Source organism: Aeromonas sp. MdU4 (assembly GCF_041929505.1).
In the GTDB taxonomy this organism is placed as follows: domain Bacteria; phylum Pseudomonadota; class Gammaproteobacteria; order Enterobacterales; family Aeromonadaceae; genus Aeromonas.
In genome coordinates this window covers 49,528-62,692 of sequence record NZ_JBHFMW010000029.1, presented here as the reverse complement: position 1 = coordinate 62,692, position 13,165 = coordinate 49,528, and the positions used below count along the sequence as shown (strand labels likewise).

At 58.7% G+C, this 13,165-nt stretch carries 15 protein-coding genes; all 15 read right to left on the bottom strand.

Going from position 1 to position 13,165, the window contains the following annotated elements; translation table 11 throughout:
- Positions 1 to 35 precede the first annotated feature (35 nt).
- The 15 genes from ACE1BR_RS17470 to ACE1BR_RS17400 all read right to left on the bottom strand — a co-directional run bounded on the left by ACE1BR_RS17470 (position 36) and on the right by ACE1BR_RS17400 (position 13,098).
- Positions 36 to 968, bottom strand: a complete 933-nt coding sequence (locus ACE1BR_RS17470) for a PilW family protein (RefSeq protein WP_374872480.1) — start codon at positions 966 to 968, stop codon at positions 36 to 38.
- Positions 968 to 1,564 (bottom strand): prepilin-type N-terminal cleavage/methylation domain-containing protein, encoded by a 597-nt coding sequence (locus ACE1BR_RS17465; protein ID WP_374872478.1) that lies wholly within the window; start codon positions 1,562 to 1,564, stop codon positions 968 to 970. The genes ACE1BR_RS17470 and ACE1BR_RS17465 overlap by 1 nt, the downstream gene beginning before the upstream one ends.
- Positions 1,551 to 2,039 (bottom strand): prepilin-type N-terminal cleavage/methylation domain-containing protein, encoded by a 489-nt coding sequence (locus tag ACE1BR_RS17460; protein ID WP_374872476.1) that lies wholly within the window; start codon positions 2,037 to 2,039, stop codon positions 1,551 to 1,553. Before ACE1BR_RS17460 ends, ACE1BR_RS17465 begins: the two co-directional genes overlap by 14 nt.
- A 51-nt stretch (positions 2,040 to 2,090) precedes the next feature.
- A complete protein-coding gene (locus ACE1BR_RS17455) occupies positions 2,091 to 2,522 on the bottom strand; it encodes a prepilin-type N-terminal cleavage/methylation domain-containing protein (RefSeq protein WP_374872475.1) in 432 nt (143 codons plus the stop codon).
- A gap of 14 nt (positions 2,523 to 2,536) precedes the next feature.
- Positions 2,537 to 3,208, bottom strand: a complete 672-nt coding sequence (gene mshB / locus ACE1BR_RS17450) for an MSHA fimbrial major subunit MshB (protein ID WP_374872473.1) — start codon at positions 3,206 to 3,208, stop codon at positions 2,537 to 2,539.
- Positions 3,209 to 3,285: 77 nt separating this feature from the next.
- The gene (locus tag ACE1BR_RS17445) at positions 3,286 to 3,750 is read right to left on the bottom strand and encodes a hypothetical protein (RefSeq protein ID WP_374872471.1); all 465 of its coding nucleotides are present in this window, start codon (positions 3,748 to 3,750) and stop codon (positions 3,286 to 3,288) included.
- A 90-nt stretch (positions 3,751 to 3,840) separates the two neighbouring features.
- Positions 3,841 to 5,061 carry a type II secretion system F family protein gene (locus ACE1BR_RS17440; RefSeq protein WP_374872469.1) on the bottom strand — a complete coding sequence of 407 codons (1,221 nt, stop codon included), beginning with the start codon at positions 5,059 to 5,061 and terminating at the stop codon, positions 3,841 to 3,843.
- A 3-nt stretch (positions 5,062 to 5,064) separates the two neighbouring features.
- A complete protein-coding gene (gene mshE, locus ACE1BR_RS17435) occupies positions 5,065 to 6,774 on the bottom strand; it encodes an MSHA fimbrial ATPase MshE (RefSeq protein ID WP_374872467.1) in 1,710 nt (569 codons plus the stop codon).
- Positions 6,775 to 6,848: 74 nt separating this feature from the next.
- A complete protein-coding gene (locus ACE1BR_RS17430; RefSeq protein WP_374872465.1) occupies positions 6,849 to 7,949 on the bottom strand; it encodes a tetratricopeptide repeat protein in 1,101 nt (366 codons plus the stop codon).
- Positions 7,946 to 8,836 (bottom strand): ExeA family protein, encoded by an 891-nt coding sequence (locus tag ACE1BR_RS17425; protein ID WP_374872463.1) that lies wholly within the window; start codon positions 8,834 to 8,836, stop codon positions 7,946 to 7,948. Before ACE1BR_RS17425 ends, ACE1BR_RS17430 begins: the two co-directional genes overlap by 4 nt.
- A gap of 92 nt (positions 8,837 to 8,928) precedes the next feature.
- Positions 8,929 to 10,605, bottom strand: coding sequence for a pilus (MSHA type) biogenesis protein MshL (gene mshL, locus ACE1BR_RS17420; protein WP_374872461.1), 1,677 nt, complete (start codon positions 10,603 to 10,605; stop codon positions 8,929 to 8,931).
- A 67-nt stretch (positions 10,606 to 10,672) separates the two neighbouring features.
- Positions 10,673 to 11,002, bottom strand: coding sequence for an MSHA biogenesis protein MshK (locus tag ACE1BR_RS17415; RefSeq protein ID WP_374872459.1), 330 nt, complete (start codon positions 11,000 to 11,002; stop codon positions 10,673 to 10,675).
- Positions 10,995 to 11,642, bottom strand: a complete 648-nt coding sequence (locus ACE1BR_RS17410) for an MSHA biogenesis protein MshJ (RefSeq protein WP_374872457.1) — start codon at positions 11,640 to 11,642, stop codon at positions 10,995 to 10,997. Before ACE1BR_RS17410 ends, ACE1BR_RS17415 begins: the two co-directional genes overlap by 8 nt.
- Entirely contained in the window at positions 11,642 to 12,235 is a 594-nt protein-coding gene (locus ACE1BR_RS17405) for a PilN domain-containing protein (RefSeq protein WP_374872455.1), read from the bottom strand. The genes ACE1BR_RS17410 and ACE1BR_RS17405 overlap by 1 nt, the downstream gene beginning before the upstream one ends.
- A complete protein-coding gene (locus ACE1BR_RS17400) occupies positions 12,235 to 13,098 on the bottom strand; it encodes an MSHA biogenesis protein MshI (protein WP_374872453.1) in 864 nt (287 codons plus the stop codon). The genes ACE1BR_RS17405 and ACE1BR_RS17400 overlap by 1 nt, the downstream gene beginning before the upstream one ends.
- Positions 13,099 to 13,165 lie beyond the last annotated feature (67 nt).

Sequence of the window (13,165 nt, the reverse complement as noted above, 5' to 3'; positions counted from 1 at the left end):
CCGCGCTGCCCCGTTTCCGCCCTAAAGAGAGTGCATCAAGGGACATTGAACACCTCGATTTTGTGGTTGAAGGTGACCGACTCCCCCTTGCGCTCGAACACAAAGCGCATGCCAAACTCCCCCTGCGCATTAAAGGCGGAGGTTTCCCGATAAAAAACATTGTCAGACCGAAGCGACTCGGCCATCAAGACTCCCAGTGGCAAGGTGCTAGCAGCGGTACTGATTCCCGCGCTGGTACGGTATAGCGCCCCCCCTTGCACACAATAACGAACCTGTTGATTGGCAAAATAGACCCGACTCCCCGGCGAAAGCCCGGCGAAATTTTCCGAGCTGGTGTAACGAATGCTCTGGGCACCGGAGACTGGGGTCAGCACCGCGGTGACATTGACGACACAACGCCCGTAATCACAGCCGTCGACCAGGGAATCTGCGCTGGAACTCGGTAACGGGAAGACCACCATCCGATCACCGACCTTGACGGCGGCGGCATCCGTGACCATGGGATCTATCACAGATGCGGGTGTTGCCATCACCAGCTCCATAGTCGAAGTGCTACCCGATACCACCTTGTTGAGAGCAAGGTAGCGGCTCGACGTGCTGATGGGCCAGAACCGCAGACAGGGACCTTGGTCCAGCCAATTACCATCCCGATCTTCAATACGCTCAGATCCCGGCACTGCGTTGCGCAACTCGCGGTTAAGCCGCTCCATGGCAAAACGGGCGTCACTCATCAGCTGCTCACGGCTGCTGGCATCACCGTAGATCTGGGTGCCGATACCGATAAACTGGCTGGTAAAGGTCGCCATGATTCCGAGCAGCAAGATCACCATCACCAGCTCAACCAGGGTAAAACCACGGTTAAACCCTGGCCCGGCGCAGGTTCGATTAGCTGGTTGGCGTAATCGGTCATCGGAAGCGTGATCGGCCATTCGATCACTCTCGCAAAACCCGACGTGGAAGCGTTCCATCAGTAGTTCCCCCGATAGAAGGAGAAATCGAGCACGCTATCATCCGGCAGTTTGATCTGCAGATCGATACGCTTGCCAATGGATTCAGTGCTCACACCCGAGCTGCCAAAGAGGTTATCCGGAGTAACGACGATCCTGACCTGATAGTTGCGATACTCTTCACTTGCAACCTTGGCGTCGGTTTGCGTAAAGAATCCCGCATCAATCCAATCACCCTGCAAGCAGTTAACCTCCGCCCATCCCTTGGCACAAATAGCGCTGGTCTGATAATCATCCACATCGTTAAAGGTGTAGGGGGCCCGCTCACCACCATCAGGGCCATAGCCGCTTGAGCAAGGGGAAATTGCCACCCCCGCGACCTGTTCACCACAACGGTAACGACCACCGTTATGATCGGAGTTTTCATCGAACGATTTTTGCAGTATTTCACCCGCAAGACGTTGCGCCAGCTGGGCTGCGCGCACCTGCTGCACCGGGTCCACTGCCTGCGGCGCCTGATTCACCAACATCCCGAGGATGCCTGTCAACGCCACTGCCAGCAGCACCATGCCGACAATCAGCTCAATCAGGGTAAAACCGCGTTCAGGGGCTCTCATGGATATACCCCTCAGATTCGATCTGGATGCGGCTGGTCTCGCGACCGTCACTTACCTGCAAGGTGCAACCGCTGCTACAAACCCCAAGGGGACGCCCCATCTGATCAAAGCGCAGCACGAAGCTGTTGCTGTTATTGAGGGAGATCGTCATACCGGCAGAAGGGGTAACTACCCGGCCACGGGTACGTAAATTGTCGGTCCAGCCACTGTTCAAATCATCGCTGACGGGACATGCAGCATAAGTGCGGTGGGCAAAACGGGGAGAGGCCACCACCAGCTGGGTACAGCGGTTGACGGGTTCATGCATGTTGACGGTCTGCACCAGCCGCAGACGGGTCAGCAGCTCGTCACGCACGGTTTGAGTTTCAAAGCCGCCTTTGCCCAGCCATTTTGGCACGGCAAAGGCGGCCAGAATCCCGAGTAACAGGATAACCAGTACCAGTTCAATCAGGGTAAAGCCCTTGGTTGCAGGCATGGAGGTTCTCATCAGGGAAAAGAGAAAGCGAGGCCGAAGCCTCGCTTGCCATTATGGTTTGGAACAACCATTAATTGCAGTACTAAAAATTGCGGAGGACGTTGCTTGGGTATAGACAACAGAGCAAGTATTACCAGCTGTATTTTGGGGAACAAAAGTACCTGCCGAACCGGAAGCGACCCAACCATCAAGCGTTACAGCCGCAGAAATTGTTGCTGCAGTCGGATAACCATAAATAACCTGTACACCAGTCAGTCCCGTCAGAGAGGTAGCTGAAGATACGGCTTCCTTACCTTCCAGTGCTGCTTTGCTATATACCAGATTTGCAGAACTCTGTAGTGCTGCCTGCACACCCTGCGCGGCAGAATAACGAGCATCATCCTGCAGATTCAGGAACTTGGGCGCAGCAGTCACGGCCAAAATACCCAGAATGATGATCACGATAACCAGTTCGATCAGGGTAAAACCCGCCTGTTTTTTCATTTTACTTTCCTCTGTCAATTAATATTAGTGGTCACCTGACCGGACGCCGGACGGTAACTGAAACTCATAAAAGCATCAGTACTGCCTTGCGGATCCTGATACTTGCCATCGCTGCCCTTACTTAAACTATTAACCAGATAGTAACGGCAGACCGAATCCAGTCCATTACTGCTCACGGTGGCATAGTATTTCAGGTCATTACCACTACCGCGCACTTCACTGAAGCTGGCCGTAGCCTTGGGCGGGTTTTGCAGCAACCCCTCCCAAATTTTCAAACACCGCTCTGCGGTCAGATTGGCCGGATCGACATCGGGATTGCCGCCAGCCGCAGTATCCATCGGATAACCCGGTGATAACTCACCATTGCTGATCTGGGTATCGGTCGGTGTAGTAAGATAGAAACGGGAACCGTCATAGAGCACTGTGTTGAGGCTATCCTGTTTGGCTCTTCCCTCTGCCTCCCACTGGGCACGCACCAGAGAAACCCCGGTAGCAAAGCCGCCAGAGACCCCTTCCACGCTGGCCTTCTTCGCCTCGTCAGTCACATCGAGAAAGCGCGGCAGCGCCGTTACCGCCAGGATCCCCAGGATCACGATAACGATCACCAGTTCAATCAGGGAGAAACCTGCTGACTGTCTCATCATCCGCTGTCCCGGCATTGTTGATGCCATTGGTTTCATTGCCATGCTTCCTCCATAATGTCTGGCATTATTTCATGCAGACCCAAAAAAATCATGTAGTTGGCCCATATGATTGGCCTCATTCAAGGCTTTTTTATCACTCGTCCGTCAGAAAATTGATAAATGAGCCAATAACCATCCCATCCGATCTCACAACCGAGACCATCGACGCGAGCCAGATACTGCAAAGGAGGTAATCCTGCGGTAGCAACATCCCCTACCAGGGCCAGCCACAATTGCTGGCAATTAGCAGAAGGGGATTGCAACGGCAGCAGCCCAAGTGGCCAGCCACGAGAATCAAATTGCCAACTCTGCTCCGCAATACGCAATATCTCAGGGCGCCGCTCATCGAGCCAAAGCCCGTGCAAACGCTGTGCCCGCTCGGCAAACTGCTCTCCCAGCAGGGTAAGGGCCAACTGCTGCGCCTCCTCCCGGTTCCGCTGATAACTGCGCCCCAGGGTTGCAACAATCACCATCAGCAGGATCACCACGGCAATCCGCCGATATCCCGCCATCCAGCGATCATCCTGCACTCCCTGTCTGCTCATCTCGCCCCCCGACTACGCCTGCGAATTACCTCTCCTGACGGCTCTTGTCATGTCCCCACTCGGGAGTGCCAAGAATCAGGTAACCGCGAATTATTTGCCTCTTACAGCACGCATCATGTCCCACATCGGGGTGAAGATACCCAGCGCCAGGATCAGCACCATCACGGCCACGATCCCAATCAGGATCGGCTCGATCCGGGCGGTGAGACTCTTGAGGTCATAATCCACCTCCCGCTCGTAATACTCGGCCGCCTCGTGCAGCAGGTCATCGACCTGGCCGGTCTCCTCTCCCACTGCAATCATCTGCATCACCAAGGGTGTAAACAGGCCACTGCTTGCCGCCGTACGCAGCAGACTTTCACCCCGCTCGATACCAGCCCGCATATCCCGCACCCGCCCCGCCATGTACGCGTTATCCACTGCGTCGGCCACCAGCATCAACGCCGTGTTGAGTGGCACCCCGGCTTTGAGCATCATCGAAAAACTGCGGGCGAACCGGGCCAGCAGTGAGCGCTCTATGATGGTGCCGACAATCGGCAACTTGAGTTGCCAACGATGCCAGGTGAGCTTGCCTTTCACCGTCGCGACCCAGCGCCGCCAGCCAAACACCATCCCCGCCAGAATGGCGAGCAGCAGCCACCAGTAGTGGACAAAGAAGTGGGAGGTGGCGAGCAGAATACGAGTCGCCAGCGGCAACTCCACCCCGAATTTGGCGAACATCCCGGCAAAAACCGGGATCACCATGATATTGAGGATCACCATGGCAATACCGATGGCAATCAGCACGAAGCTGGGGTAACGCATGGCGGTCTTGATCCGCTTGCGGGTCTCCAGTTCCAGTTCAAAATAAGTGGCAAGTTGCAGGAAGGCCTCTTCCAGCTGACCGGTGTTCTCCCCTACGTGGATAATGGCGATAAAGAGGCTGCTGAACACCCTGGGATGAGCCTGCATCGAACTGGATAATGGGCGGCCGTTGCCCAGATCTTCCCCCAACGAATGCAGCGCCCGCTTGAGCGGCTTGCTGTGAGTGCCCTCCTCCAGCCCGGAGATAGCACGCAGGATCGGGATCCCGGCCCGGGTCAGGGCATACATCTGGCGACAAAAGATCACCAGCTCATCCAGTTTGACGCCCCCTTCCAGCAACAACGACCAGTCGATGGCGGCAGATTTGGCCTTGCCCGGTTTGAGCTCGGTAGGCATCACGCCACGGCGCATCAGCTGCTCGGCAGCAGCCATCTCATTGGCCGCTTCGACCACGCCACTGGTGGCGTTGCCCTGGCTGTCGCGCCCCTTGTAAGCAAAGTTAGCCATCGCTTACCCCAGATCCTCAGCCAGTCGCAACACCTCATCCACCGAGGTGATGCCCTGACGGGCATAATCCAGTGCAGTGAGAGCCAGCGGCCGGTAATGCACATGCTGGCGAGCCGCCTTGGCAAACCCTTCCGCATCGTTGCGGCGCAAGGCATCCATCATCGGCTGATCCAGCTCCAGCAGCTCGTAGACCCCGATCCGGCCAGAGTACCCCGTGAAGTTGCAGCTCTGGCAACCACGCCCCTTGTGATAGGTGTGCTGGCCGGGCGTCTCGCCGGAGAGCACGGTGAGCCAGGTGGCCTGCCCTTCATCCGGCGCAGTCTCCTCGACGCAGTGTTCACACACCCGCCGCACCAGCCGCTGGGCAACTACGGCCCGCAGCGCACTCGCCACCAGATAGCCGGGCGCCCCCATGTCGATGAGGCGCAGGGCACTGGTGACGGCATCGTTGGTGTGCAAGGTGGTCAGCACCAGGTGACCGGTTATGGCGCCACGCAGGCCAATCTCTACCGTCTCGTTATCCCGCATCTCCCCCACCAACAGGATGTCCGGATCCTGACGCAGGGTTGAGCGCAGCACGTGGGAGAAGGTGAGACCGATCTTGGGATTGACCTGCACCTGATTGACGCGGGAGAGGCGATACTCCACCGGGTCTTCTACCGTGATGATCTTGTTGCTGGACTGATTGAGCTCGGAGAGCGCGCCATAGAGCGTGGTGGTCTTGCCGCTACCGGTCGGACCTGTCACCAGGATCATCCCGTGCGGCCGTTTGAGCTGACGGCGGAAGCGGGTCAGGATCTCCGGCGGCATCCCGGTTTCAGTCAGCGAAAGGATGCCGGAAGATTGATCCAGCAGACGCATCACCACCGACTCGCCATACTGCACCGGCATGGTGGACATCCGCACATCCACGTCACGGCCACGCACCTTCATGTTGAAGCGACCATCCTGCGGCAAGCGTTTCTCGGAGATATCGAGCCCCGCCACCAGCTTGAGGCGCAGCACCAACGCCTGGGCGATACGCACTTCGTTGAGGATATTTTCGTGGAGGATGCCGTCTATCCGCTGACGAATGCGCAGTACCTTCTCGTCCGGCTCGATATGGATATCCGAGGCGCCTACCTGTACCGCATCCTCGAACAGGGAGCGCAGCAGCTTGGCCACTGTCGCCTCCCCTTCGTCATTGGCACCCAAATTACTGGAGCCCAGCTCGAAACCGGAGTCCTGATACTCCTCCTGCAACTGCTCGGCGAAGCTCTCGATCTCGCGGGTACGGCGATAGAGGCGGTCGAAATACTCCAGCAACTGCCCTTCGCGGGCGACTGCCAGCACCATGATGCGCGGGCTGAGCAGGGCCGCGATGGCATCAAGCGCGCTCAAATCCGCCGGATCCGACATGGCGACCGTCACCCGGTCGTCGGTAAGATTGACCGCCAGCGCCCGGTAACGGCGCGCCTGCACCTCAGGCAACAGCGGCACCGCGGCTGCATCGATGGTGAGGTTATTGAGATCGAAGAAGGGCACATCCAGCTGACGGGCAAGAAATTGCAGCAGCTGCACCTCGCTGATAAAGCCGAGGTCGATGAGGGTGGTGCCCAGCTTGCGGCCGGTCTGACGCTGCTGCTGCAGGGCAAGCTGCAGCTGATCATCAGAGATGATCTGCTCTTGTACCAGCAGGTCGCCGAGGCGCATCTTCAGTCTGGGTTGTGCCATTTTTGCTCCGATGTCTGTTACTTCACACCCGTTACCGCGTTCGATTACGCTTCGCTAATCGAACCTGCAATTTATCAAGGGGTTAGTTGGCCAATACGTTGTTCCAGCCAGCTGGTCGACGCCTCACCGAGGTTGCCGTGCAGCAGGGCGTTGCGATAGGCATCGAGAGCCCGCTGGCTGTGGCCCTGGCCATCTTCGGCCACACCGAGCCCCAGCCACCAGCGCCCCTGATCCGGCTGCTGACGCAGCAGTTTCACATAGAGATTTGCCGCATCGGCATTCTGGCCCAGCTCCTGGGTCAATCCGGCCCAGGTAGCGTAATAGTCCATGTTGCTGGCAAGATCAGGCTGATAACCGGATAGCCAGCCAAGCGCCTGCTGCTGCTGCCCCTCGCTGATGGCGAGACGGGCCAGCAACAGACGAAAGTCAGCCTGCTGCGGCTCGATCCGAATCCCCTCTTCCAGCAGCTGGCGCGCCTCGGTCAGGCGGCCCTCGCCATAGAGCAACCCGGCCAGCTGCTCCCGTGCGCCCTGGTTGTAAGGATCATGGGCCAGAACCTGGTAATAGTTATCCTGTGCATCCCGCAGGTTCCCCTTGGCCATGGCGGTGGTCGCCTTGCGCTCTGCCAGTGTCGCCAGCTCCTTGGCTGACAACTCTACCGTCTCGATCTTCAATACGCTCGGTTTGCGCGGCGAGCTAGCGACAGCCTGCTGCTCGGCAGCCAGCTCGGCATAGAGTTCGGGTTGCAGCTCCTCATCGCTCGGCGTGCGCTCATCAACCTCGCTGGAGGCATCAAAGGGGGCACCATCGGCGGCTTCTCCTTCTGCAAAATTGCCCTCACTGTCGTCGACGGCACGTGGTTCATGTCTGGGCAGCGGCAGAGCTGCCGTCACTTCAGCTGGCTCGGTCTCACTGACCGGCGCGGCGGCCCTTGTCACCACATCGGGAGCCACCGCATCAGCGGCGACGGCTTCACTGGCGATCACCACGGGATGGGTTTGCTGCCAGTAGATCCAGGTTCGCCACCCGAGGATCCCCAGCGCCAGCCCGCAGATCAGGGTCAGCAACAACATCCACCACCCCTGCTGGCGCGCAGGAGCAATATAGACGGCAGCACCATCGGATCCTTGCTGGCGCTGATCCAGATCCTTCAGCATCTGGTTGATGACGCTCATGACCAGACTCCATAAGCCAGGGCACACCCCAGCAACAGTAACAATGGCCACCAGCGTAATGGCGCAAAGCGATTGGCATCGTCGGTATCGCGAATGGCGAGCCACACCAGACGGCTGTCGATCTGGCGCACACCCTGACCGTAGGCAAGCATCAGGCACTTGTGCGCCAGGATATTGATAAGTCTCGGGATCCCTCGCGATGCCCGCCACAACAGACGGATGGCGTAACCGGCAAACAGCGGTGCCCCACGATACCCGGAGACCTGCAATCTGTGCTCCAGATAGGCGCGGGTCTCGTCAAAACGCAGCGGGCGCAGGCAGTAAGAGAAACCAATCCGCTGGCGTAGCTGGCGCAGATGGGGCTTGGCCAGTCGGGCATCCAGCTCGGGCTGGCCAAACAGCACGATCTGCAACAACTTGCTCGACTCGGTCTCAAGATTGCCGAACAGCCGGATCGCCTCCAGGGTCTCGTCCGGCAACGCTTGCGCCTCGTCGATCAAGACCACCACCCGGCTCCCCTGCTGGTGCAGACTGATCAGGTGGCGATGGATGCGATCGGTGAGATCCAGCTCGCTCTGATCCCGCACCGCCAAACCCAGCTCCAGTGCCAGCGCGATACGCAGCTCGGCTGGCGTGAGGTGGGGATTGGGCAACCAGGCAAGCCGCACCGGCCGCTCTTCCGAGCCCAACTCGCTTAGCAGCTTGCGGCAGAGCAGGGTCTTGCCGGTGCCCACCTCGCCGGTCACCTTGATAAACCCTTCCCCCTGCGCCAGCGCCCAATTGAGCACCTGCAGCGCCTCTTCGTGAGGCGGCAGGCCGTAGTAGAAGCCGGTATTGGGGGTGAGGCTGAACGGCGCCTCCTGTAGGCCGAAGTGGGTCAGGTACATGGGGGGTCACCTGCCACGGCATACAAGAAGCCTGTGCTGACAAGGCAGCACAGGCCGTTCGGGATAAGGGTGACCGCATGGTGCGTCATGATTCAGCCCTTGGCCGGATACCACTTGTCGAGCAGCTCGGAGGAGCGCTGCAGCTCGTTTTGCCAGGTATCTTTCTCCACCACGGTCGGTTTAAGCATAATCACCAGCTCCACCTTCTTGGTGCTCTCGCGGCGGTTGGTAAAGGCTTCGCCAACCCAGGGGATATCACCGAGCAAGGGCACCTTGCTGACAATCTCCTGCTTGTCGGTCTTCATCAGACCGCCGATCACGATGATGTCGCCGTTATTGGCCTGCACCACGGTATCAGACTCACGGATCGAGCTCTTGGCCAGCGGCAGCACCAGCGGTTTGGCGGTTCCGACGTTGATGGTTTTCGTCTGCTCTTCAGTGTCGATAACGGAGGGATGGATATGAAGCAGCACCTTGCCCTCTTCATCGATCTGCGGCGTCACATCCAGCGCGATACCGGAGAAGAAGGGGGTCAGTTCCACATTGGGGGTGACGATAGGCTCAGCCGTGCCGGTCGAGGTCACCGTGGTGGTCGATGCATTGGTCACGAAGTATTCGTCGGTACCCACCTTGATCACCGCTTTCTGGTTGTTGGTCGCAGTGACACGCGGACTGGAGAGGGTATTCACATCACCCTGGGTCTTGAGCAGATTGACCGCCACGTTGAAGTTGCCATCAGAGATGGTAAAACCGGCACCACCTCCCAGCGCAGTAAAGATCTGGTTTGGGGTTTTGGCAATAGTGCTGGTTTGCAAAGAGCCGCCGCCAGTGATCCCCTTGTTACCATCCCAGCTGGCGGAAAGGCCGCTCCAGTCCACCCCCTGCTCATACCCTTCGTTGAGGGAGACCTCGATGATCCGCGCTTCCAGCACCACTTGACGTTTGAGATGACTCTCGGACTGATTGAGGAACTCACGTACCGCCTTGAGTTCATTGGGATAAGCGCGGATGGTCACCAGACCCGCTTGCGGGCTGGTGATCACGGCACGGCCGTCACCGTTGCCGATCAGGGTCTGCAGGGAGTCACGCAGATCGGTCCAGTAATCGCTGTTGGTGTCGGTCTCGATGCGAGTGCCATTGCTGCTGTCACCGCTCGAGTTGTTGCTGGAGGAGGTATTGGTACCGCTGTTGTTCGAGGTGCTGTCAAAACTGCTGTTATTGCTGCCACTGTTACCGTCGCTGGCCGTTACCCCGCCAGTGCTGACCGAAGTACGGGAGAGACCGCGGCGGGCCATCATCAGGTAGTTGACCGGAATGGTCTCGGTGCGCAGGCCAGAGGGGTAGATATGGAACACATTGCCCTTGCGCTGCACGTCAAAGCCGTACATGTCACCGACCACCGCCAGCACTTCCGGCAGAGTCACATCCTTGAGTTCAACGGAGACCAGTCCGGACACCCCGGGATGAACGGCCACGCTGTAACGGGAGCCCTTGAACAGAGAGCCGAAAAACTCCACCGCCTCCACATCATTGGCTGCAATGCGCAGTCGCTTCTCGGGCATGCCGACCGGAACCTGTGGCCGGTTCAGTTGCAGCAATTCGCTCTGCACCGATTTTGGCAGCGTCGTCAAAGGGGCCGCCTGTGTCTGCTGTTCGTTCATGGCGTGCTTGAGCGCATCCTTGGCCTGAGTCGGCTCGGGGTGCTGATACGTGGTACAGCCAGCAGCCAGCATGGCCGCGGAGATCAGACAGAGACGGTGTGTTTTCATGTAATTAATGCACCCTGACTTGCAATTAAATTCGATAAACCAGGCTTGCCCAAGAGGCAAGACCGACTCAAACCCGGATCTTGCTGGCAAACAGTGACACTGAGTGGCGTTTTCCCGCCTTTTCCAGCACCACGGCATCCGCCGTGATGGAGATCAGCGTATAGCCGTCCACCTGCTGGCCCACCCGATAACTTTTGCCATTGAGCACCGCCAGTGCGGGGCCATTGCCCAGCATGATGCTCTGCAGTTTCGGCACACCGGCATTGCTCTGGGCGGTCGTTTTGGCCCCCATCGTCACATCAGCCAGCGGCGCAGTGGGATCCTGCAATACCTCGACCTGCTCAGCCTGCACCAGCAGGCTGAGCAGGCAACAACACAATGCAAACCATCTAGCCACGAATAAACTCCTTGCTGGTACTCAGGGTGTAGATCTCCATCTCCACCACGGCGCCGGGATAGGCTTTGACCTGATAGTCGAACTGCTTCCAGTAGAAGTGGCGCGGCAAGGCTTCTAGCGCCTTAAGATATTGATACACATCGAAATACCCCCCCTCAAGCTGGATCTTGATACCATGCTTGTAGAGGTTGACCTTCTGCTCTCCCGCCATCAGCGGTGTCGGCTCCAGCGAGCTGAGCGCCAGCATATGGAGATTGGCAGAGCGGGAGAGCAGCGCCTCCAGCACCAGCGGCATCTCGTACGCAGGAATAAGATCCACAGTCTGGGCTTTGAGCTCGGCATCAACCCGTGCCAGGTCAGCCTCCACCTGTGCCAGCTGATCATGCACCCCTTGACTTGGATCCCGCTTGAGCCTGGCCTGCTTGCCGAGGTTCTCCAGCTCCATGATCTCGAGATCCCGCTCGGCGGCGCTCAAGGCGATACGATCCTGACGCAGCCGGGTATCGGCCCCATCGAGCCAGCCATAAACACTGCCAGCCACCAGCAACACCAGCCCGGTCAGCATGATCAACAGCCGCTCCCGCTGACTCAGCCCGGCAATGCGCTGACTCCATGCCTGCCATTGTGCTTTCAGGTTCATCAGGGTTTCTCCCGTGCGATGCCGCTCAACTGGAAGGTCAGGCGCCCCTCCTTGTCACGGCTCAGGGTCAACTCGCCAAACTCCTTGCCCACCAGAGTCGGGGTCTGCTTGAAGCGGTTGACCCAGGCCGGCACATCCTGACTGCGACCGGCAAAACCGGAGAGGTTGATCCGCCCTTCGTTGATTTCGATGCGCTGCAACGAGAGGTTGCTGCTGCGAATGCGGGACAAATCTGCCATCACACTGGCGTAGCCTTGGGATTTTTGCAGGGTCAGGCTGCCCAGCTGACGCAACAATCCCTGCTTGGCAGTCAGATCATCCTGTTTGTTGACCAGCTGTTGCTGCAAAGCGGGATCGGCCTGATGACGGGCCAGCTCGGCATCGAGCCGCTGCGCCTCGCTGCGTTTGAGTTCCAGCTCGGCATTGACCTGTATCAGTGCCCGGCTGACCTGCTGCTGCTGCCAGCCGTAACCGAAGCACGCCAGCAGGATCAGCACCAGCGCGCCCCCCCACACCAGCGCCATCTGATTGAGACTGGCCCACTGCCGTTTGGGGCGAAATTCGGCACCATAGAGGTTTATCTGGCGTTTCATCAGGCATCCTCCCCGATGGCGGCAGCGTAAGCCGACAGGTACTCAACCCCGGCCAATATGGCCTTGTTGGCCATCGCGGAGACGTTAAAACCGAAGGTCTGCTCCATGTGACGCACCAAAGTACCGATAAAGGGCGAGGCGACGGCAAACTGCATCTGACCCAGCTCCGGCAACTTGAGCTGCCCCGCCAGATAGTCGAGAGAGCGCTGGATCTCCAGCGCCAGCGAATCGAGCAGCATGCTGTCGGGCTCCTGTTCGCCGGTCAGGCTGGTAAAACCGCGCAACTGGCGGGAGAAGCAGAGCCCCCCCTGATGGAAGACCAGCAGTTGCAGGTCCTGCCCCTTGGGCTGCCACAGCAACATGCGCACCGCGTCATCTGCGTCGTACAGAGAGGTGAGCGCCAGTTCGTCGCTGATGATGGATTGCAGGGTGGCGATGCCGTTGATGGCATCGGCCAGCTGTTGCACCCGGCTCTTGGGCAGGCAAATCACATTGATCCGCGGCCGACCGGCCGGAGGGGTTGGTAAATCCACATAATCCATCGCCAGTTGCAGCACCGGCTCGCTGACATAATCTTTGATGGCCCAGGGAAGCGCCCCCGCCATCTCGGCATCGGGCACGGCAGGCTTGTCGATCTGGATCTGTTGATAAAGAGTGGCAGCAAGGGCCACCCGCACCGTAGACTTGGCCAACCCATGGCGGCTGAACAACTCGGTCATGGCGGTAGCCCACTCCTGTGGGCCATTGATGGCGCGCGTCGCAAAGACGGGGGGGTTGCCCACCGCAGCCAGCATGATCCTGTCATTGGCCAGCAAGAGCCCCACCTGGCGGCTTGGCGTCGACCGTCTGAACAGTTGTTTCATGTTAGCCCGCCCCATCATTATTGGTTAAATGTGTGAAATGTTAACATAAACAGAAGATTAGCCTCCA

Excerpts from the sequence above, each read along its gene's own strand:
- ACE1BR_RS17405 (WP_374872455.1), bottom strand. The coding sequence starts at position 12,235 with ATGAAACGCCAGATAAACCTCTATGGTGCCGAATTTCGCCCCAAACGG.
- ACE1BR_RS17470 (WP_374872480.1), bottom strand. The coding sequence starts at position 968 with ATGGAACGCTTCCACGTCGGGTTTTGCGAGAGTGATCGAATGGCCGAT.
- ACE1BR_RS17400 (WP_374872453.1), bottom strand. The coding sequence starts at position 13,098 with ATGAAACAACTGTTCAGACGGTCGACGCCAAGCCGCCAGGTGGGGCTC.
- mshL (WP_374872461.1), bottom strand. The coding sequence starts at position 10,605 with ATGAAAACACACCGTCTCTGTCTGATCTCCGCGGCCATGCTGGCTGCT.
- ACE1BR_RS17465 (WP_374872478.1), bottom strand. The coding sequence starts at position 1,564 with ATGAGAGCCCCTGAACGCGGTTTTACCCTGATTGAGCTGATTGTCGGC.
- mshB (WP_374872473.1), bottom strand. The coding sequence starts at position 3,208 with ATGGCAATGAAACCAATGGCATCAACAATGCCGGGACAGCGGATGATG.
- ACE1BR_RS17460 (WP_374872476.1), bottom strand. The coding sequence starts at position 2,039 with ATGCCTGCAACCAAGGGCTTTACCCTGATTGAACTGGTACTGGTTATC.
- ACE1BR_RS17455 (WP_374872475.1), bottom strand. The coding sequence starts at position 2,522 with ATGAAAAAACAGGCGGGTTTTACCCTGATCGAACTGGTTATCGTGATC.
- ACE1BR_RS17445 (WP_374872471.1), bottom strand. The coding sequence starts at position 3,750 with ATGAGCAGACAGGGAGTGCAGGATGATCGCTGGATGGCGGGATATCGG.
- ACE1BR_RS17430 (WP_374872465.1), bottom strand. The coding sequence starts at position 7,949 with ATGAGCGTCATCAACCAGATGCTGAAGGATCTGGATCAGCGCCAGCAA.
- ACE1BR_RS17410 (WP_374872457.1), bottom strand. The coding sequence starts at position 11,642 with ATGAACCTGAAAGCACAATGGCAGGCATGGAGTCAGCGCATTGCCGGG.
- ACE1BR_RS17425 (WP_374872463.1), bottom strand. The coding sequence starts at position 8,836 with ATGTACCTGACCCACTTCGGCCTACAGGAGGCGCCGTTCAGCCTCACC.
- mshE (WP_374872467.1), bottom strand. The coding sequence starts at position 6,774 with ATGGCACAACCCAGACTGAAGATGCGCCTCGGCGACCTGCTGGTACAA.
- ACE1BR_RS17440 (WP_374872469.1), bottom strand. The coding sequence starts at position 5,061 with ATGGCTAACTTTGCTTACAAGGGGCGCGACAGCCAGGGCAACGCCACC.